Here is an 18,483-nt window from a genome sequence, read left to right as displayed (position 1 = left end):
AGGTAGAGGAATCCAGAGTGGCTTTGCAGAGTCTAGCGGAAGTCGTACAACAAGAATGCTCGCTGCTTCTCGCAATTTTCGCCGCGTGGAATTTCGCCTGGCGGGCTTGGGGCCTGGCTGCCGTTAAGACCATGGTCGAATGGCTGGCGGTGGACGCGATGGTTACAAAGGTAGATATAGAAGAACAACATCAATAACCGAGGTGATTCAATGAGTGCTGCGTCCCTGTATCCCGTGCGCCCTGAGGTGGCGGCCAATTCGCTGACCGACGAGGCCACCTACAAGGCCATGTACCAGCAATCGGTGATCAACCCCGATGGCTTCTGGCGCGAACAGGCGCAGCGCCTCGACTGGATCAAGCCTTTCACCAAGGTCAAGCAAACTTCCTTCGACGATCATCACGTCGACATCAAGTGGTTCGCCGACGGCACCCTCAACGTGTCCTACAACTGCCTGGATCGCCACCTGGAAGAGCGCGGTGATCAGGTCGCGATCATCTGGGAAGGTGACGATCCGTCCGAGCACAAGGAAATCACCTACCGTCAGCTGCACGAGCAGGTCTGCAAGTTTGCCAACGCCCTGCGTGGCCAGGACGTGCACCGCGGCGATGTGGTGACCATCTACATGCCGATGATTCCTGAGGCCGTGGTCGCCATGCTGGCCTGCGCACGCATCGGTGCCATTCACTCCGTGGTGTTTGGCGGCTTCTCGCCCGAAGCCCTTGCTGGGCGCATCATCGATTGCCAGTCCAAGGTGGTGATCACCGCCGACGAAGGCCTGCGCGGCGGCAAGAAGATCCCGCTCAAGGCCAATGTCGACGACGCCCTGACCAACCCCGAAACGCGCAGCATCCAGAAGGTCATCGTGGTGCAGCGCACCGGCTCCGAGATCAAGTGGAACCAGCACCGCGACATCTGGTTCGAGGACCTGATGAAAGTGGCCGGCAGCGTTTGCGCGCCGAAGGAAATGGGCGCGGAGGAAGCGCTATTCATCCTCTACACTTCCGGCTCCACCGGCAAACCGAAGGGCGTACTGCACACCACCGGCGGCTACCTGCTTTACGCGGCGCTGACCCACGAGCGGGTGTTCGACTACAAACCGGGCGATGTCTATTGGTGCACCGCCGATGTGGGTTGGGTCACCGGCCACAGCTACATTGTCTACGGCCCGCTGGCCAATGGCGCGACCACGCTGCTGTTCGAAGGTATCCCTAACTACCCGGACGTGACCCGCGTGTCGAAAGTCATCGACAAGCACAAGGTCAACATCCTTTACACCGCTCCGACCGCAATCCGCGCCATGATGGCCCAAGGCGAAGCCGCCGTGGCCGGCGCTGACGGCTCCAGCCTGCGCCTGCTGGGTTCGGTGGGCGAGCCGATCAATCCCGAAGCCTGGGACTGGTACTACCGCAATGTCGGCAAGGAACGCTGCCCAATCGTCGACACCTGGTGGCAGACCGAGACCGGCGGCATCCTCATCAGCCCGCTGCCGGGCGCCACCGCGCTCAAGCCGGGCTCCGCAACACGCCCGTTCTTCGGCGTGGTGCCGGCGCTGGTCGACAACCTGGGCAACCTGATCGAAGGCGCCGCAGAGGGCAATCTGGTGATCCTCGATTCCTGGCCTGGTCAGTCGCGCAGCCTGTACGGCGACCATGACCGTTTCGTCGACACCTACTTCAAGACTTTCAAAGGCATGTACTTCACCGGCGACGGCGCGCGCCGCGACGAAGATGGTTACTGGTGGATCACCGGTCGCGTCGACGACGTGCTCAACGTCTCCGGCCACCGCATGGGCACCGCCGAAGTGGAAAGCGCCATGGTTGCCCATCCGAAAGTCGCCGAGGCCGCGGTGGTTGGCGTACCACACGACATCAAGGGGCAGGGCATCTACGTCTACGTGACCCTGAACCAGGGGCAGGAGCCGTCCGAGCAACTGCGCCAGGAGCTCAAGGCCTGGGTGCGCAAGGAGATCGGTCCGATCGCCACACCGGACGTGATCCAGTGGGCGCCGGGCCTGCCGAAGACCCGCTCGGGCAAGATCATGCGCCGCATCCTGCGCAAGATCGCTACCTCCGAGTACGACAGCCTGGGTGACATTTCCACCCTGGCCGACCCGGGGGTGGTGCAGCACCTGATCGATACCCATAAATCGATGCAGAGCGCCTGCGCCTAATCTGAGTTGCGCTTCACCCAGCGCCCCATGCCGGCTTCTCCGCGTGGGGCGTCTGCTTTTCTGGCCTTCAGATTTGAGCCGGTAAATTGAACTGGCTGGTCGAAATTGACTGTTTTTTGTTCTGTCAAGACGTCTGGGTGACTGGGCTATGGGTTCTGTAATTACTTGTCGCATCTGGGAAATATCGCCTGCCTCGCTATCGCTAGAATGCCGCACTTCCGTGCGCCGCCCGTAGCCCTGCGCTGCGTTGGCGACGTCACCTTTCCATGGCCCGGCTTACCTGCCTTGCGGCCAGTGAAACCCCATCCCTGTCAGGAGTTTCCCCATGAAGAAGATCGCACTGCTCGGCGCGCTGGCACTATCCCTGCTGTCGCCGCTGACCATGGCCCAGGAGGCCAAGGCGCTGCGCATCGGTATCGAGGCGGCCTACCCGCCGTTCGCCTACAAGACTCCCGACGGCAACATCACCGGCTTCGACTACGACATCGGCGTGGCCCTGTGTGAGGAAATGAAGGTCGAGTGCAAGTGGATCGAACAGGAGTTCGACGGCCTGATCCCAGCGCTGAAAGTGCGCAAGTTCGACGCCGTGCTGTCGTCGATGTCGATCACCGAAGAGCGCAAGCGCGCCGTCGACTTCACCGGCAAGTACTACGCTACGCCTGCCAAGCTGGCGATGAAGAGCGGCGCCGTGATGAACGACGTGGCCACCGACCTCAAGGGCAAGAAGATCGGCGTACAACGCTCCTCCGTGTATGACCGTTACGCCACCGACGTCTTCGCGCCGGCCGGTGCCGAGATCGTGCGCTACAGCTCGCAGAACGAAGTGTTCCTGGATCTTAGCGCCGGCCGCCTTGACGGCACCATCGCCGACTCGGTGAATATCGAAGACGGCTTCCTGAAAACCGACGCCGGCAAGGGCTTCGCCTTCGTGGGCCCGGACTTCACCGAAGAGAAATACTTCGGCGAAGGCCAGGGCATCGCCGTTCGCAAGGGCGACAAGGCGCTGGCCGACAAGATCAGCGCCGCGATCCTGGCGATCCGCGCCAATGGCAAGTACCAGGCCATTCAGGACAAGTACTTCAGTTTCGACGTCTACGGCAAGTAAGACAGCGATGCTGAGCACGGGCCTACGCTGTTCAAGCAGGCTCTAGATATCGTGATTTCTTGTTGTAGGTGGCACACGCTGATTTTCGGCGTGTGCCACTTGTGCATTGCATTTCCGGCGCCTGCGGGCGCACGCATGAGGTAAGCGGATGCTCAACGGCTACGGCTCGACCATTCTCGACGGTGCCTGGCTCACCGTGCAGTTGGCGCTGCTGTCGATGGCGGTCGCCGTCGCTCTGGGCCTGCTCGGTGCAGCGTTTCGCCTGTCGCCGGTTCGCTGGCTGGCGCTGATGGGCGAAACCTATTCCACGGTTATTCGCGGCATTCCCGAACTGGTACTGATCCTGCTGATCTTCTATGGGGGCCAGGACTTGGTAAACCGCATCGCTCCAATGTTCGGCTATGAGGACTACATCGATCTCAACCCGTTCGTGGCGGGCGTCGGTACCCTGGGGTTCATCTATGGTGCCTACCTGTCGGAGACCTTCCGTGGCGCCTTCATGGCTATTCCAAAGGGGCAGGGTGAGGCGGGGCTGGCCTATGGCATGAGTTCGCAGCGGGTGTTCTTGCGCATCCTCGTGCCACAGATGATCCGCCTGGCGATTCCTGGTCTGACCAACAACTGGCTGGTGCTGGTCAAGGCCACCGCACTGATTTCCCTGGTCGGCCTGCAGGACATGATGGCTCGTGCTAAGAGCGCTGGTGACGCAACCCGCGAGCCGTTTATCTACATCCTTCTGGCGGCGGCTGTTTACCTGGCGATCACCAGCGTATCGCTGCTGGTGCTGCGTTATCTCGAGCGCCGCTATTCGGTCGGCGTCAAAGCTGCCGAGCTCTGAGGGAGTCATCATGCTTTTCGATTACAACGTGGTACTGGACAGCCTGCCGCTTTACTTCGGCGGTGTGCTGGTGACCCTCAAATTGCTGTTCATCGCTCTCGGTGTAGGGCTCCTAGTGGCGCTACCGCTGGCGATCATGCGGGTTTCCAGTCGCAAGCTGATCAATTTTTCCGCCTGGTTCTACACCTATGTGATTCGTGGCACGCCGATGCTGGTTCAGTTGTACCTGCTGTACTACGGCCTGGCTCAGTTCGAGAGCGTGCGCGGAAGCTTTCTGTGGCCTTACCTGTCCAGCGCCACCTTCTGCGCCTGCCTGGCCTTTGCCATCAATACCAGCGCCTATACGGCGGAAATTCTCGCCGGCAGCCTCAAGGCCACGCCGCCTGGCGAGATCGAAGCAGCCAAGGCGATGGGGATGTCGCGGGCCAAGCTATACCGCCGCATCCTGTTGCCGTCGGCCTTGCGCCGCGCGCTGCCGCAATACAGCAATGAAGTGATCATGATGCTGCACACAACAAGCTTGGCCTCAGTCGTCACCCTCATCGATATCACTGGCGCTGCAAAGACCGTCAGTTCCCAGTACTACATGCCGTTCGAGGCCTACATTACCGCCGGCCTGTTCTATCTGTGCCTGACCTTCATCCTGGTGCGCCTGTTTAAGGTGGCCGAGCGGCGCTGGCTGGCCTACCTGGCCCCGCGCCGTTCCTGAATCCTCTGACTTTGAAAGAGTGAAAAGCATGTACAAGCTCGAAGTGACGGACCTGCACAAGCGCTACGGCAGCCACGAGGTACTCAAGGGTGTATCGCTGGCGGCCAAGGCGGGTGATGTGATCAGCATCATCGGCTCCAGCGGGTCGGGCAAGAGCACCTTCCTGCGTTGCATCAACCTTCTCGAACAGCCTCATGCAGGGCAGATCCTGCTCAATGGCGAGGCGCTCAAGCTGGTGCCCGGCAAGGATGGCGCTCTGCGCGCCGCCGACGACAAGCAACTGCAGCGCCTGCGCTCGCGGCTTTCAATGGTGTTCCAGCACTTCAATCTGTGGTCGCACATGAGCGTGCTGGAAAACGTCATGGAGGCGCCGGTCCATGTGCTGGGCGTCAGCAGGGCCGAGGCCCGCGACAAGGCCGAGCATTACCTGCAGAAGGTTGGCGTGGCTCATCGCAAGGCCGCTTATCCCGCGCACATGAGCGGCGGCGAGCAGCAGCGTGTGGCGATCGCCCGCGCCCTGGCCATGGAGCCGGAGGTGATGCTGTTCGACGAGCCGACGTCGGCGCTGGACCCCGAGCTGGTTGGCGACGTGCTCAAGGTGATGCGCGACCTGGCCGCCGAAGGGCGTACCATGGTAGTGGTCACCCACGAGATGGGCTTCGCCCGCGAAGTGTCCAACGGGTTGCTGTTCCTGCATCAGGGCCTGGTGGAGGAGCAGGGCGACCCGCGCGAGGTGCTGGCCAACCCACAATCTCAACGCCTGCAACAGTTCCTCAGCGGCAGCCTCAAGTAGTTGGCGTTATCATCCCCGACCTATCACTGCCTTCAGAGCCCAACCTGCCCATCATGACTGCCCCCCGAATCGGCTTCCTGCTTTGGCCATCCACCAAGCCCCTGACCCTGGCGCTGGCGGAAGAGGCCCTGAGCGTCGCCCAGCGCGTCCATCCGGAGGTGGTCTACGAGGTATCGTTCCTGCAGGCCGAGGAGCCCACCGAAGGCGCCTGGCGCCTGCCGGGCAGTTCCTGGACGGCGGGGCTGGAAGGCTATCGCAAGCTATTTCTGCTTGCCGACGAGCCACCGGCTGCCGTAGCGCCGGCATTGGCTACCGCCCTCAAGCAGGTGGCGCGCAACGGATGCTGCATCGGTGCGGTGTCGGCGGGTGTCTATCCGCTGGCGCAGCTGGGGCTGCTTGATGGCTATCGGGCCTCGGTGCACTGGCGCTGGCAGGACGATTTCGCCGAACGCTTCCCCAAGGTGATTGCCACCAGTCACCTGTTCGATTGGGACCGTGATCGCCTGACCGCCTGCGGTGGCATGGCGGTGATGGACATGCTGCTGGCCCTGTTGGCCCGTGACCACGGCGCCGAGCTGGCCGGCGCGGTGTCCGAGGAGCTGGTGGTCGAGCGCATCCGCGAGGGCGGCGAGCGTCAGCGCATTCCGCTGCAGAATCGTCTCGGTTCCAGCCATCCCAAGCTGACCCAGGCGGTACTGCTGATGGAGGCCAACATCGAGGAGCCGCTGACCACCGACGAGATCGCCCAGCACGTGTGCGTCTCGCGCCGCCAGCTGGAGCGCATCTTCAAGCAGTACCTGAACCGCGTGCCCAGCCAGTATTACCTGGAGCTGCGCCTTAACAAGGCCCGTCAGTTGCTGATGCAGACCAGCAAATCGATCATCCAGATTGGCCTGTCCTGCGGTTTTTCCTCGGGGCCGCATTTCTCCAGCGCCTACCGCAACTTCTTCGGCGCCACGCCGCGTGAAGACCGTAATCAGCGGCGCAGCAACAGCCCCTTCGAACTGACCTCGGCCCCGGCGGAGCGAGGTTAGGCGTCCCGCTCGCTCCCACGGCGGCCACCGCTGCCGACGACTGCTCGCCGGCCCGGCTCAGTGGCTCCAGATAATGCCGATCAGCAGATAGCAGAGCACCGTCACCAGGATCACGCAGAACGCGTTGATCATCACCCCGTTCTTGATCATCGACTGGATGCGCATCAGCCCGGTGCCGAACACCAGGGCGTTCGGCGGTGTGGCTACCGGCATCATGAAGGCGCAGCTGGCGGCGATGGTGGCGGGAATCGCCAACAGTTCCGGCGGCAGGCCCTGGGAAACTGCCAGGGCCGCCACCAGCGGCAGGAAGGCGGCGGCGGTGGCGGTGTTGGAGGTGATTTCGGTGAGCAGGTTGATGGTCAGCACCACCACGCCGATGATCAGAATCAGCGGCAGGGTGCCGATGTTCTTCAGGCCCTCGCCGATCCACGCGGCCAAGCCTGTGGAGGTGATCACCGCCGCCAGCGACAGGCCGCCGCCGAACAGCAGAAGAATGCCCCACGGCACCTTGTTGGCGGTATCCCAGTCCATCAGGAACACGCGCTTTTCGCCGTCACGTTCGGCCGGCACCAGAAACAGCGCCATGGCGCCGACCATGGCGATCAGGGTGTCGTCGATGGCTGCGACATACTGCGACAGCAGCGGTTGAATGACCCAGGCGATGGCCGTGCAGGCGAATACCAGCGCCACACGTTTTTCGCCGGCGGACCAGTTGCCGAGCTCGTCAAGCTCCTGGCGCAGCATGGCCCGGCTGTCGCCTTCGAGCTTGAAACCGCCGCGAGTCAGCCACCACCAGGTGAACAGCAGCACACAGGCGGCGACTGGTAGGCCGAGCAGCATCCACTGGCCGAAGCCGATATGCACGTCGTGGTTGTCGCGCAGGAAGGCGGCGAGCAGCGCGTTGGGCGGCGTGCCGATCAGGGTGGCGATGCCACCGATGCTGGCAGCATAGGCGATGCCCAGCAGCAGCGCGGTGGCGAAGCGCTCATGTTCACGCTCATCACCTTGCTGGGTGAGCATGGCGATCACCGACATGCCGATTGGCAACATCATGATCGCCGTTGCGGTGTTGCTCACCCACATGGCCACCAGACCGGTGGCCAGCATGAAGCCGCCAATCTGCCGAGCCGGCTGGTTGCCGACGGTCAGCAGGGTTCGCAGGGCCAGGCGTTTGTGCAGGTTCCAGCGCTGCATGCCTAGGCCGAGCAGAAAGCCGCCGAGAAACAGAAAAATGGTTGGGTTGGCGTAGGGCGAGGTAGCGTCCTGCACGCTGCCGATGCCCAGCAGCGGGATCATCGGAATCGGCAGCAGGGCGGTGGCGGGGATGGGAATTGCCTCGGTGGCCCACCAGGTGGCCATCAGGCCGATCAGACCGGCGGTCATCCAGGCTTCACGGCTGAGATCTGCCGGTGCTTCGCTGAACAGGCAAGCCAGCAACAGCAGCGGCCCTAGAAACAGGCCGATACGTGCCGCGATCAATGCGCCGTGGGATTGTTTGCTTTCGCTCATTGTTCTGTCTCGTTCCATCTACACGGTGTTGGCTTCGAGGCGCCGCTGGCGCGAAAGGTCAGCACCAGCTGTTTCAGCAGGTTTCCTGGCTGTACCGGGCACTTGTGCGCGGGCTGTCAGGCACAGGGCGGCAGTGCGAGGATGGGCAGGGCGATGAACACCACGGCGATGGCAGCAATCAGGTGGCCGGCGGCCGAGACGCTGGCTACGAAGCGTTCGCGCTCGCTCAGGTTCGGTCGCCCGGTGGCGCGGTGGAACAGGTAAGCCAGCCCCAGCAGAATTCCCGCAGCGAACAGCGACAGCAGCCCAAGGGCGAGATTCAGCCAGGTCCAGGGGCCGTCTTCGGGCGGTGGTGGCGCCACCGAGCAGCCAACGCCTTGACCGCCATACAGGGCCACGAACCACAGGCTCCAGATGCTCAGGCCGGTGACCAGATGAGCCGGGTTATAGAACGAGCGCAGGCTTTGCATCACGCGCCTCCGAAAGCAGGTGGGAACAGGACGATGGCGAAGTAGCTGATCCACAGCACGGCCAGGTTGTAATTCCACAATTGGGCCACCACCAACGGCTCATAGGGCGCTTCGGCGCTGACATAGCCGATGCGCACCCGCAGTGCCTGCAACGCACTGAGCGTGCCGGCGAGCAGGGCGTGGCCGAGGCTGTAGGCAAGCATCACGAAGATCACCGCGTCATGGGCGCGCACGGTCGGCTCGAGGGCGTCGCTGCGCAGCGCCACCAACAGCAGCACGACCTGAATCAGGCCGACCACTGCCAGCCCGATCTGGCAGGCGAACAAGCCGCGGTCATCGCGCAGCCGAAGGCGCGCCAGTATCCGGCGGTGCCAGGGCGTCGCTACGCTCAGCAGGGCGGCGCTGGCGAGCAGCAGCCAGTGGTTGAACACCGGTGCCTCCGGCACCTGCCAGTTCGGCGACACCGTCCACAGGTAGAACCAGCCGAACAACAGCGACAGGTACAGTGCGCCGTTGGACAGCAGCGTCACGCCCATGCCCCACAGGCCCGGCCCATCGCAAGTGCGTGAATGCAGCGGCGGCTCGTGGGGCTGGGTGCGGGCGTCCGGAGCGGCCTTGGGGTGGGCGCCGTTTTCCCAGCTCCAGCGCAGCAGCGCCACGCTGGCGGCGAAGCAGGCGAACAGCGCCAGCAGGTAGGTCTTGGTCAGCAGGCTCAGGCACAGCATGGCGATGAAGCAGGCCGCGATGAACGGCAGCCAGCTGTTGCCGGGCAGATGGACGATTTCCCGCACCTTGCCGGTCAGCGGATCGACGCCCCAGGTTTCCCGGCGACCATGATCGATCACCGTCAGCGCATGTTCGCCGCGGGCGATGCTTTCGCCCAGGTCCGGGTCGTGCCATAGCGGATGGCGGTCGGTCAGCTTGGGCAGGCTGACGAAGTTGTACGGATTGGGCGGCAGGCTGGTGGCCCACTCCAGGGTGTCGGCCTGCCAGGGATTGTTGCCGGCCCGCTTGCCGTACCTGTAGTGCAGGATCAGATCCAGCAGCAGGGTGGCGATGCCGATCACCATGATGAAGCTGCCGATCGACGAGATCAGGTTGGGCATGTCCCAGCCCAGGCCGCTCTCGTAGGTGTACACGCGCCGCGGCATGCCCAACAGGCCGGTCCAGTGCATGATCAGGAAGGTCATGTTGAAGCCGATGAACACCAGCCAGAAACCCCACTTGCCCAGGCGTTCGGAGGCCATGCGCCCCGAGAAGTGCGGCAGCCAGTAATACAGCCCGGCGATCAGCGGAAACAACATGCCGCCGATCAGCACGTAGTGAAAATGCGCGACCACGAACTGGGTGTCATGAACCTGCCAGTCGAACGGCACCAGGGCGAGCATCACCCCGGTCAGCCCGCCGCACACGAAGATGATCAGAAAGCCCACCAGCCAAAGCATCGGCACGTTGTAACGCGGCTTGCCGAGCCATAGGGTGGCGATCCAGGAGAACACCTGAATCGCCGTGGGAATCGCCACCAGCATGCTCGCCGCCGAGAAGAAGGCCTGGGCCAATTGCGGAATGCCCACGGTGAACATGTGGTGAACCCACAGACCGAAGCTGATGAAGCCGGTGCTGATCACGCCCAGTACCACGGCGCGGTAGCCCACCAGCGGGCGGCCGCAGAACACCGGCAGCAGGGTGGAGACGATGCCGGCCGCCGGCAGGAAGATGATGTACACCTCCGGGTGGCCAAACAGCCAGAACAGGTGCTGCCACAGCAGTGGATCGCCGCCACGCGCCACCTCGAAGAACGGCAGCCCCGCCGCGCGCTCCAGCTCCAGCAAGATGCTGCCCAGGATCAGCGGCGGGAAGCCGATGACGATCATCAGCGCCATGGTGAGGATGTACCAGGCGTAGATGGGCATCTTGTTCAGCGCCATGCCCTCGGCCCGGGTACGCAGGATCGACACCACCAGCTCGACGCCGGCCGATACCGCGGAAATTTCCACGAAGGTGATGCCCAGCAGCCAGAAGTCGGCGTTGACGCCCGGCGAATGCGCGGCGCTGGACAGCGGCGTGTACATGAACCAGCCGGCATTGGGCGCCACGCCCAGCAGCAGGCTGGAGCAGATGATCAGCCCGCCGAACAGGTAGCACCAGTAGCCCAAGGCCGAAAGTCGCGGGAACACCAGGTCGCGGGCGCCGAGCATTTTGGGGATCAGGTAGACCGCCAGGCCTTCCATCATCGGCACGGCGAACAGGAACATCATCACCGTGCCGTGCATGGTGAACACCTGGTTGAACACTTCAGGGCCCATGAAGGCGTTGCCGGGCAGTGCAAGCTGGGTGCGGATCAGCATCGCCAGCAGCAAACCGAAGACGAAGAAGCACAGCCCGGTGACCATGAAGCGCAGGCCCAGGGTGGTGTGATTGACGATGGTCAGCGCCCGCCAGCCGCGTGGGTTGCCCCATACATCGTCGAACTGGTCGTGCAGGGAGTCGGCGTCCGCCGTTTCGCGGCACTGGTTTTCGCGTGTGTCGCTCATGGTTCGAGGCCCTCCAGCCAGGTGGCGATGGCCTGCAGGTGCTCGGCATCGAGGTCGTCGATCAGTGGCATGGCGGTGCCCGGTTTCAGGCGGCCGTGCTCGCGTAGCCAGGTCAGAGTGGCGCCCGGCTCGTTGGCCAGCAGACCGCCACCCAGATTGCGACGGCTGGCCAGATCGGTAAGGTCCGGTGCGCGATTGCCTTCGGTGACCCCCGCCACGCGGTGGCAGGTGCCGCAGTGCACGGCGAAGGTTTCGCCGGCTGCGCCCTCGAGCGCCTCGACCCGCGGCTCGCGACGGGCGTCGATCCAGGCGGCGAAGTCTTCGTCGCTGTGGGCCTGCACGTCGAGCACCATATGGCTGTGCTGGGTGCCGCAGAATTCGGTGCATTGGCCGCGAAAGGTGCCGGGCTTGTCGGCCTGCAGCCGGATGCGGTTCTCGCGGCCGGGGATCATGTCGATCTTGCCGCCCAGGCGCGGCACCCAGAAGGAGTGGATCACGTCGGCGCTGCTGACGGTTATGTCCACCGGGCGCCCGGCCGGCAAGTGCAGCTGGTTGGCCGTTACCACACCGCTGTCCGGGTAGCGCACCTCCCACCACCACTGGTGGCCGATCACTTCGATCTGCAGCGGCCGCTCGCCGAGAATCGGCAACTGCATCATGCGCTGGCCCACCGGAATGCCGAACGCCAACAGCAGGACGATGGTAATGGACGGCAGCAGGATGCCGCCACCGATCAGCCAGCGCCGCTGGATACGCCGCGCTTGATCGACCGAATATTCGCGCGGCTTGCGCCAGATGGCGTAGATCCACAGGGCGCTGACCACCACCAGCACCAGGCTGAAAAAGCCGCACATCGCCCACCACAGCAGGGCGATATCACGCGCCACCGGGCCGGCCGGGGCCAGAATTGATTGGTCACCACTGCAGGCCGAGATAATCGGAACTGCTGTGGCGAGTGCGGTCAACTTGATTAGGGTCGGCCACGCTCGGCCTTTTCTAGAATCGACAGGGAGGCCGCCATGGCTGAGCAACAAGAATCCATCGTCAGTCGCGCGGCCATCGCCGGGCACCCGCTGCACCCGATGATGATCCATTTCCCGGTCGCCGCCCTTTTGGGGCTGGTGGCCACCGATTTCGCCTACTTCTGGACCACCGACCCGTTCTGGGTGCGCGCCAGTCTGTGGCTGGCCGGTGTCGGCGCGGTCGGCGGCTGGATCGCCAGCATTGCCGGGCTGATCGACCTGCTGACCGTCAAACGCATCCGCCAGAAGATCAGCGCCTGGTGCCACGCGATCATAGCCGTGATGATGCTGTCCCTGGCGTCGCTGAACTGGATGCTGCGCTACCGCCACGGCGAGGAAGGGTTCGAGATCTGGGCGTTCTACCTGTCGCTGTTCACGGCAGGCCTGATCGCCATCGCTGCGTACCTGGGCGGGCGTCTGGTCTATGAGCATGCCGTGGGTGTCGACGTCGATTAGATCCGGCTTTGGCCCGCCTGCATTCATGGGTGGGGAGCTCCTGGTTCAGTAAGGTTTGGCGAGCACCAGCCACAAAGTGGCGGCGATCATGCCCAGCGTGATGCCGCCCAGTGCGGCGCAGGCGATGGTCAGGGCAGGGCGCGGCTGGCGTTCGCACTGCAGGATCAGCAGGCCGCACAGCGCATGGCAGATGACCATGACCGCCACCGCAGTGAGTTTCGCGACGAGCCACACACCGAAGGTGCCATCGCGCAGGAACAGCGCGGTGCCGCTGCCGATGGCGACGAGCGCCGCCGGTGTTGCGACCAGGGTGAAAATGCGCCGATTGAGTTCCGGGTGCCCCGGACGCTCGGCGGGTTGCGAGGCGCGGCAGCTGGCGGCGATCAGCGCGGGCAGGTAGAGCAGGGTGCCGCACCAGGCGAACAGTGCGGTGAAGTGCAGCAGTTTCAGAAGGGGCATCGACGCTCTCCATGGCCAGTCGTCCTGAGGTCTGCCTGTGTGACCCTGGCGCGAGAAACGCGGTTCGACCTTTCCGCCGGGCGTGCCTGACGCCTGCCAAGGCCTTTTTCGATACGCTCAAGGCCTTGTGATTGCTGGCTTTCGGGCGTTACCGAGAGCAGCTGGGCAACGCGTCAAGACCGCCGAAGGGCTACCCGGTTGTGTCACTGAATGTGTGGGCATTGTTGTCCGACCCGACAGGGTGTGACCCCGTGACCGGCGCAGCGCCATAGCGGCGTGGTAAACTTGGCACCACTTTCTGCAGCCAATCGGGCTGCTCACTGTCGCATGGCGACAGCCACTTCCAGCTGGCCACGAGGCCGGGAGATCGGATAGATGCACACGACGCAGTTGGTCGACCCCTTCGGCCGACGCATTACCTACCTGCGACTCTCGGTGACCGATCGCTGCGACTTCCGCTGCACCTACTGCATGAGCGAGGACATGGTGTTCGCGCCGCGCTCCCAGATCCTCAGCCTGGAAGAGCTGTACAACGTCGCCGACGCGTTCATCGGGCTGGGCGTCAAACGCATTCGCATCACCGGTGGTGAGCCGCTGGTGCGCAAGAACCTGCTGAGCCTGCTGCGCCGTCTGGGCGAGCGCCCCGAGTTGGAAGACCTGTCGATCACCACCAACGGCTCGCAGCTCGCCCATATGGCGAACGATCTGCGCGCTGCCGGCGTCACCCGCCTGAACGTCAGCCTCGATTCGTTGCAGCGCGAGCGCTTCGCCGCCTTCACCCGCCGCGACATGCTCGACCAGGTGCTGGCCGGCATCGATGCGGCGGCAGCGGCGGGCTTCAAGCGCATCAAGCTCAACAGCGTGGTACAGACCGGGCGCAACGACGACGAAGTGCTGGGCCTGGTCGAGTACGCCATGGCCCGCGGCCTGGATATCAGCTTCATCGAAGAGATGCCCCTGGGCAGTGTGGTCAGCCATCAGCGCGAGCAGACCTTCTGCTCCAGCGAGGTGGTACGCGAGCGCATCGAGCAGCGCCATGCGCTGGTGCGCAGCAGCCACGTTACCGGCGGGCCATCGCGTTATTGGCAGGTTAGCGGCAGCGACACCCGCGTGGGGTTCATCTCGCCACACAGCAACAACTTCTGCGGTGACTGCAACCGCGTGCGCGTGACCGCCGAAGGCAAGCTGGTGCTTTGCCTGGGTCACGACAACGCGCTGGATCTGCGCAGCCTGATGCGCGCCCACCCGGGCGACAGCGAGCGCTTGCGCGAGGCACTGGTCGGTGCGCTACAGCTCAAACCCGAGCGTCATCACTTCGAAACCGATGAGCAGGTGCAGGTGATTCGCTTCATGAGCATGACCGGCGGCTAAGCCGTTTCGCTTGCTAGCTGTTTTCTGCATCCAGACGAGCGGTTCGCGCCTAGACGCCGCGCGCCTTTGCTCGTTGTCCGCTGATCGGCGCCTGACTGAGTCGTCAGAAATTGCCCTGAACCTCCGCAACAGGGGCTCACTCCACTTAAGGGAGCGGCCCACATGGGCTTTTTTCTGAAGCGACGAGGAGATTCAAAGTGGATAACAAAGACGTTATTTCGGTACTGAATGACCTGATCGAAACCAGCAAAGACGGTGAGAAAGGCTTCAGCGAGTGTGCCGAGGACGTGAAAGAGCCGCGTCTCAAGAGCTTCTTCACCCAACGTTCGCAGGACTGCGCTAGCGCCGCCGCCGAGCTGCAGCAACTGGTGCGTGGCCTGGGCGGCGACCCGGAAACCAGCTCCAGCGTTTCCGGCGCGCTACACCGCGGCTGGGTGGACCTCAAGTCGCTGCTGACCGGTAAGAGCGAAGAGGCCATCCTCAACGAGTGCGAGCGTGGCGAAGACGTAGCCCTGAAGGCCTACCGCGATGCGCTGCAGAAAGATCTGCCGGCCAACGTGCGCGTGGTGCTCGAGAAGCAGATGCAGGGCGTGCAGCGTAACCACGATCAGGTCAAGTCATTGCGCGACTCCGCGCGCGCCAGCTGATCAGCGTTGCCAACGAAAAAGGATGCCTGCGGGCATCCTTTTTTGTGCCCGGCATTCGAGGGAGCGGCGCCTGAACAGTCGACGCAGGCCTGATTGAACCAGCCTTTGAAAGCGTCCGACACACAGCCAGAACGCGCGGGCTCACTCCTACTTATCTAAAAAAACGATCATCAGCGGCAGAACCTTGCATCGATAATGGTTCTTAATGACGTTGCGCTATACCTTTGTTACCCTGTGTTTCAGTTTTTCGCGACTCTCCGTCTTCCGTTCTACTCCGCAGTAAAAGGTTTGTTCCCTCCATGACTATCCCTGCGTTCGTGTTACGTCTCACGGCCCTCGTGTGCCTGGTGTGCAGCGCCGCCGCGCACGCCACCGATTACCCGCTCACCGTTACCGACCTGGCGGGCCGCCAGGTGACCATCGAGCACGAGCCAAAGCGCGTCGTCCTGCAGGACGGCCGCGACCTGTTCAGCCTGGCGCTGCTCGACCGCGAAGACCCGTTCGCGCGCATTTCGGTGTGGAACAACATCATCAAACGCTCGGATCCCAACACTTGGGCGCTGTTCGAGAAGCAGTGGCCGAAGAGCGCTAACAAGGCCACCGACATGCAGTTCGGTGACGATGGCGACATGAATCTGGAAGCGGTGGTGGCCGGCAAGCCCGATCTGCTGGTGTTCCAGCTTCGCGCGCGCAAGTCGTTGGAAGGTGCCGGTGTCGAACGCAAGCTGGCTGCCCTGAAGATTCCGGCGATCTACGTCGACACCGACCTGGATCCGGTGCCCCACAGCCAGAAAAGCATCGAGTTGCTCGGCAAAGTGCTGAACCGCGAAGCGCGCGCCACCGAATACCTGGACTTCTACAAGGCGCGCCTGGCCAACGTCGACAAGCTGGTGGCCGAGCAGGGCAAGCGCCCGCTGGTGTTCGTCGAGGCCAAGGCCGGACAGGGCGGCTCCAGCGCCTGCTGCTTCACCCATGGCGAGGTTTACTGGGGCAAGCTGGTGCAGGCCGCCGGCGGCGACAACCTCGGCAGCCAGATCCTGCCGGGCGTGACCGGTGACGTGACCCTGGAGACGGTGATCAGCAAGAAGCCGGATGTCTACGTGATGAGCGGCACCCAGTTCAAGGACAGCACCTCGATCTCGCCGCCGTTCGGCTTCGGCCCGACCGTGCAGCAGCCGGCCATCGACAAGGCCATGGCGCAATTGCTCAAGCGTCCTGGCATGGCGCAGCTGCAGGCGACCCAGCAGAGCCGCGTGTACGGCGTGTACCACCACTTTTATGCCAGTGCCTGGAACATTCTGGCGGTCGAGTACCTGGCCCAGGCGTTTTACCCGCAGGCCGCTGCCGGGCTCGACCCTGCCGCCAGCACCCGCACCTTGCTGGGCATGACCGGCCTGGGCAACGTGCCGGCTATCCTGTTCAGCCAGGCGCCGCACGGTGAGTGAGTCGGTCGTGGGCGCCGCGCCCGGCGCCGGCGACTATCAGCAGCGCTACGCCCGCGCGGTCTGGCAGCGCAGCCTGCTGCTGGTCGGCCTGCTGGTAGTGGCGCTACTGGCGTTCATCGCCGATCTGGTGGTGGGCTCCGGCACCCTGAGCTTCGCCGATGCGGTGCAGGGGCTGTTCACGCCCGACCAGGTGGATGATTCGACGCGGGTAATCCTCTGGGAACTGCGCATGCCCATGACCCTGATGGCGGTGCTGGCCGGCACCTGTCTGGCGCTGGCCGGGTTGATCATGCAGACGGTGCTCGACAATCCGCTGGCCGAGCCCTTCACCCTCGGTATCTCCTCGGCGGCGGGCTTCGGCGCGGCGCTGGCGCTGACCTTCAATCTGTCGCTGGCCCAGTGGCTGCCCGGCTTCGGTGCGGAGATGCTGGTCACCGCCAATGCGTTTCTGTTCTCGCTGCTCACCGTCGGTGTGATCCTGTTGCTGACCCGCGGGCAGATCGGCCTGCAGGCCATCACCCTGCTGGGGATCGCCGTGCATTTCGTGTTCAGCTCGCTTCTCGGCCTGGTGCAGTACGTGTCCAGCGTCGACCAGCTACAGAGCATTGTGTTCTGGCTGATGGGCTCGCTGCTCCACGTCACCTGGACCAAGGTCGGGCTATGCGCGGTGATCGCCCTGGTGGCGGTGCCGTTGGTGCTGATGCAGGCCTGGGCGCTGACCGCGCTGCGCAGTTTTGGCGACCAGGCTGTGGTATTCGGCATTCGCGTCAAGCGGGTGCGCACCAGCATGCTGGTACTGGCCGCGCTGCTCGCGGGTGCAGTGACCTCTGTGGTCGGCATCATCGGCTTCGTCGGTCTGGTGGCGCCCCATGTGGCGCGCCTGCTGGTTGGTGAGGATCAGCGCTTCACCATCGGCGTGACCCTGGCCTGCGGCGTCATCTTCGTCACCCTGGCGTCGCTGGCCAGCAAGCTGATCGTGCCGGGCGCCGTGCTGCCCATCGGCATGGTCACCTCGCTGATCGGCCTGCCGTTCTTTATCGTCTTGATCCTGCGCGACCGGAGGTTGACGTCCCGATGAGTTTCGTCAGCCAGAATTACGGCGTGTCCATCAACGGCCGGCCGATCATTCGTGACTTCGCCGTGCGCGCCGAGGCAGGCCGCACCCTGGCGCTGCTCGGTGCCAACGGCGCGGGCAAATCGACCTTCATGAAGGGGCTATGCGGCCTGCTGCGCGCCGAAGGCTCGGCGACCATCGACGGCACCCAGTTGCTCGGCCTGGAGCCAGCGCTGCGGGCGCGGTTGATCGGCTACGTGGCCCAGGATATGGCCCACCTCGACGTGCGTTTGTCGACCTACGAGCTGCTGTTGCTGGCGCAGCACGGTGGCGCGCGGGGCTGGTCGACCCAGCGCGACAGCCAGCGCCGGGCCAGCGAAGTGCTCGAACTGCTGGGCCTGCAGCGTTTCGCCGAAAAGCAGCCGGGGCAGCTGTCCGGCGGTGAGCGGCAGATGATTTCCCTCGCCCTGGCGCTGGTGCGCAGCCCACGCCTGCTGCTGCTCGACGAGCCGACCTCGGCGCTGGACCTGGCCAACCAGTTGCACATGCTCGAGGCGGTCAGCGCCTACACACGCCGCGAAAAGATCGTCACCCTGGCGATCTTCCATGACATGAACCTGGCCAGTCGTTATGCCGACGATGCGCTGATGATCAGCCAGGGCCATGTACACGGCTGCGGTACTACGGAAGAAATGCTCACTCCTGAGCATCTGGCCGCGGTGTATGGCGTCGATTGCCGAACCTTGAGCGTGGACGGTGGCGCCTATACCGCGATCTACCCGGTGTCGGTGATCGGCGCGTAACCCGGGTATCGCTGCGCTCAACCCGGGCTACAGGCTGTAGCTGACTAACACCTGTGGGAGCG

At 63.9% G+C, this 18,483-nt stretch carries 18 protein-coding genes; 13 read left to right on the top strand and 5 right to left on the bottom strand.

All coding sequences use genetic code 11. The features are described 5' to 3' along the window. Positions 1-17: 17 nt before the first annotated feature. The 7 genes from PVA39_RS12360 to argR all read left to right on the top strand — a co-directional run bounded on the left by PVA39_RS12360 (position 18) and on the right by argR (position 6,651). A complete protein-coding gene (locus PVA39_RS12360) occupies positions 18-197 on the top strand; it encodes a hypothetical protein (protein ID WP_274124311.1) in 180 nt (59 codons plus the stop codon). Between the two features lie 13 nt (positions 198-210). Next, the gene (gene acs, locus PVA39_RS12355) at positions 211-2,172 is read left to right on the top strand and encodes an acetate--CoA ligase (RefSeq protein WP_274124310.1); all 1,962 of its coding nucleotides are present in this window, start codon (positions 211-213) and stop codon (positions 2,170-2,172) included. A 325-nt stretch (positions 2,173-2,497) separates the two neighbouring features. Further along, the gene (locus PVA39_RS12350) at positions 2,498-3,277 is read left to right on the top strand and encodes an ABC transporter substrate-binding protein (protein ID WP_274124309.1); all 780 of its coding nucleotides are present in this window, start codon (positions 2,498-2,500) and stop codon (positions 3,275-3,277) included. 148 nt (positions 3,278-3,425) lie between these two features. Then, positions 3,426-4,115 (top strand): ABC transporter permease, encoded by a 690-nt coding sequence (locus PVA39_RS12345; protein WP_274124308.1) that lies wholly within the window; start codon positions 3,426-3,428, stop codon positions 4,113-4,115. A gap of 10 nt (positions 4,116-4,125) precedes the next feature. After that, positions 4,126-4,824: an ABC transporter permease gene (locus PVA39_RS12340; protein WP_274124307.1), complete on the top strand. Its 699-nt coding sequence runs from the start codon at positions 4,126-4,128 to the stop codon at positions 4,822-4,824. A gap of 28 nt (positions 4,825-4,852) precedes the next feature. After that, positions 4,853-5,617: an ABC transporter ATP-binding protein gene (locus PVA39_RS12335; RefSeq protein WP_274124306.1), complete on the top strand. Its 765-nt coding sequence runs from the start codon at positions 4,853-4,855 to the stop codon at positions 5,615-5,617. Positions 5,618-5,670: 53 nt separating this feature from the next. Beyond that, positions 5,671-6,651 (top strand): transcriptional regulator ArgR, encoded by a 981-nt coding sequence (gene argR / locus PVA39_RS12330; RefSeq protein ID WP_274124305.1) that lies wholly within the window; start codon positions 5,671-5,673, stop codon positions 6,649-6,651. Positions 6,652-6,708: 57 nt separating this feature from the next. Here the strand turns inward: argR and PVA39_RS12325 are convergent, their stop codons facing one another. From PVA39_RS12325 to coxB, 4 genes are all read right to left on the bottom strand, one after another. Beyond that, positions 6,709-8,160, bottom strand: coding sequence for an SLC13 family permease (locus PVA39_RS12325; protein ID WP_274124304.1), 1,452 nt, complete (start codon positions 8,158-8,160; stop codon positions 6,709-6,711). Between the two features lie 116 nt (positions 8,161-8,276). After that, positions 8,277-8,630: a hypothetical protein gene (locus tag PVA39_RS12320; protein WP_274124303.1), complete on the bottom strand. Its 354-nt coding sequence runs from the start codon at positions 8,628-8,630 to the stop codon at positions 8,277-8,279. Continuing rightward, the gene (gene ctaD, locus PVA39_RS12315; protein ID WP_274124302.1) at positions 8,630-11,164 is read right to left on the bottom strand and encodes a cytochrome c oxidase subunit I; all 2,535 of its coding nucleotides are present in this window, start codon (positions 11,162-11,164) and stop codon (positions 8,630-8,632) included. The genes PVA39_RS12320 and ctaD overlap by 1 nt, the downstream gene beginning before the upstream one ends. Further along, positions 11,161-12,051: a cytochrome c oxidase subunit II gene (gene coxB / locus PVA39_RS12310; protein ID WP_274124301.1), complete on the bottom strand. Its 891-nt coding sequence runs from the start codon at positions 12,049-12,051 to the stop codon at positions 11,161-11,163. Before coxB ends, ctaD begins: the two co-directional genes overlap by 4 nt. Positions 12,052-12,183: 132 nt before the next feature. On the opposite strand from coxB, the gene PVA39_RS12305 reads away from it, so the two are divergent. After that, positions 12,184-12,642, top strand: a complete 459-nt coding sequence (locus PVA39_RS12305) for a DUF2231 domain-containing protein (RefSeq protein ID WP_274124300.1) — start codon at positions 12,184-12,186, stop codon at positions 12,640-12,642. Positions 12,643-12,687: 45 nt separating this feature from the next. On the opposite strand, the gene PVA39_RS12300 is transcribed toward PVA39_RS12305, so the two are convergent. Continuing rightward, a complete protein-coding gene (locus PVA39_RS12300; RefSeq protein WP_274124299.1) occupies positions 12,688-13,101 on the bottom strand; it encodes a CopD family protein in 414 nt (137 codons plus the stop codon). A gap of 375 nt (positions 13,102-13,476) precedes the next feature. Between PVA39_RS12300 and moaA the strand changes: the two genes are divergently transcribed. From moaA to PVA39_RS12275, 5 genes are all read left to right on the top strand, one after another. Beyond that, positions 13,477-14,472: a GTP 3',8-cyclase MoaA gene (gene moaA / locus PVA39_RS12295; protein ID WP_274124298.1), complete on the top strand. Its 996-nt coding sequence runs from the start codon at positions 13,477-13,479 to the stop codon at positions 14,470-14,472. Positions 14,473-14,669: 197 nt separating this feature from the next. After that, entirely contained in the window at positions 14,670-15,119 is a 450-nt protein-coding gene (locus PVA39_RS12290) for a PA2169 family four-helix-bundle protein (RefSeq protein ID WP_274124297.1), read from the top strand. 299 nt (positions 15,120-15,418) lie between these two features. Continuing rightward, complete coding sequence (locus tag PVA39_RS12285) at positions 15,419-16,564, top strand: ABC transporter substrate-binding protein (protein WP_274124296.1); 1,146 nt, start codon at positions 15,419-15,421, stop codon at positions 16,562-16,564. Next, the gene (locus PVA39_RS12280) at positions 16,557-17,642 is read left to right on the top strand and encodes a FecCD family ABC transporter permease (RefSeq protein ID WP_274124295.1); all 1,086 of its coding nucleotides are present in this window, start codon (positions 16,557-16,559) and stop codon (positions 17,640-17,642) included. Before PVA39_RS12285 ends, PVA39_RS12280 begins: the two co-directional genes overlap by 8 nt. After that, a complete protein-coding gene (locus PVA39_RS12275) occupies positions 17,639-18,421 on the top strand; it encodes an ABC transporter ATP-binding protein (protein ID WP_274124294.1) in 783 nt (260 codons plus the stop codon). The genes PVA39_RS12280 and PVA39_RS12275 overlap by 4 nt, the downstream gene beginning before the upstream one ends. Positions 18,422-18,483 lie beyond the last annotated feature (62 nt).

The sequence above is a fragment of the Pseudomonas sp. CNPSo 3701 genome, from assembly GCF_028674975.1.
Classification (GTDB): domain Bacteria; phylum Pseudomonadota; class Gammaproteobacteria; order Pseudomonadales; family Pseudomonadaceae; genus Aquipseudomonas; species Aquipseudomonas straminea.
The sequence above is the reverse complement of the archived record's forward strand: the minus strand, read 5'-3'. Positions and strand labels throughout refer to the sequence as shown.

Bases quoted from the DNA above. Each gene is read 5' to 3' on its own strand.
- acs (WP_274124310.1), top strand. From the start codon at position 211: ATGAGTGCTGCGTCCCTGTATCCCGTGCGCCCTGAGGTGGCGGCCAAT.
- PVA39_RS12350 (WP_274124309.1), top strand. From the start codon at position 2,498: ATGAAGAAGATCGCACTGCTCGGCGCGCTGGCACTATCCCTGCTGTCG.
- PVA39_RS12345 (WP_274124308.1), top strand. From the start codon at position 3,426: ATGCTCAACGGCTACGGCTCGACCATTCTCGACGGTGCCTGGCTCACC.
- PVA39_RS12340 (WP_274124307.1), top strand. From the start codon at position 4,126: ATGCTTTTCGATTACAACGTGGTACTGGACAGCCTGCCGCTTTACTTC.
- PVA39_RS12335 (WP_274124306.1), top strand. From the start codon at position 4,853: ATGTACAAGCTCGAAGTGACGGACCTGCACAAGCGCTACGGCAGCCAC.
- argR (WP_274124305.1), top strand. From the start codon at position 5,671: ATGACTGCCCCCCGAATCGGCTTCCTGCTTTGGCCATCCACCAAGCCC.
- PVA39_RS12325 (WP_274124304.1), bottom strand. From the start codon at position 8,160: ATGAGCGAAAGCAAACAATCCCACGGCGCATTGATCGCGGCACGTATC.
- PVA39_RS12320 (WP_274124303.1), bottom strand. From the start codon at position 8,630: ATGCAAAGCCTGCGCTCGTTCTATAACCCGGCTCATCTGGTCACCGGC.
- ctaD (WP_274124302.1), bottom strand. From the start codon at position 11,164: ATGAGCGACACACGCGAAAACCAGTGCCGCGAAACGGCGGACGCCGAC.
- PVA39_RS12305 (WP_274124300.1), top strand. From the start codon at position 12,184: ATGGCTGAGCAACAAGAATCCATCGTCAGTCGCGCGGCCATCGCCGGG.
- PVA39_RS12300 (WP_274124299.1), bottom strand. From the start codon at position 13,101: ATGCCCCTTCTGAAACTGCTGCACTTCACCGCACTGTTCGCCTGGTGC.
- moaA (WP_274124298.1), top strand. From the start codon at position 13,477: ATGCACACGACGCAGTTGGTCGACCCCTTCGGCCGACGCATTACCTAC.
- PVA39_RS12285 (WP_274124296.1), top strand. From the start codon at position 15,419: ATGACTATCCCTGCGTTCGTGTTACGTCTCACGGCCCTCGTGTGCCTG.
- PVA39_RS12275 (WP_274124294.1), top strand. From the start codon at position 17,639: ATGAGTTTCGTCAGCCAGAATTACGGCGTGTCCATCAACGGCCGGCCG.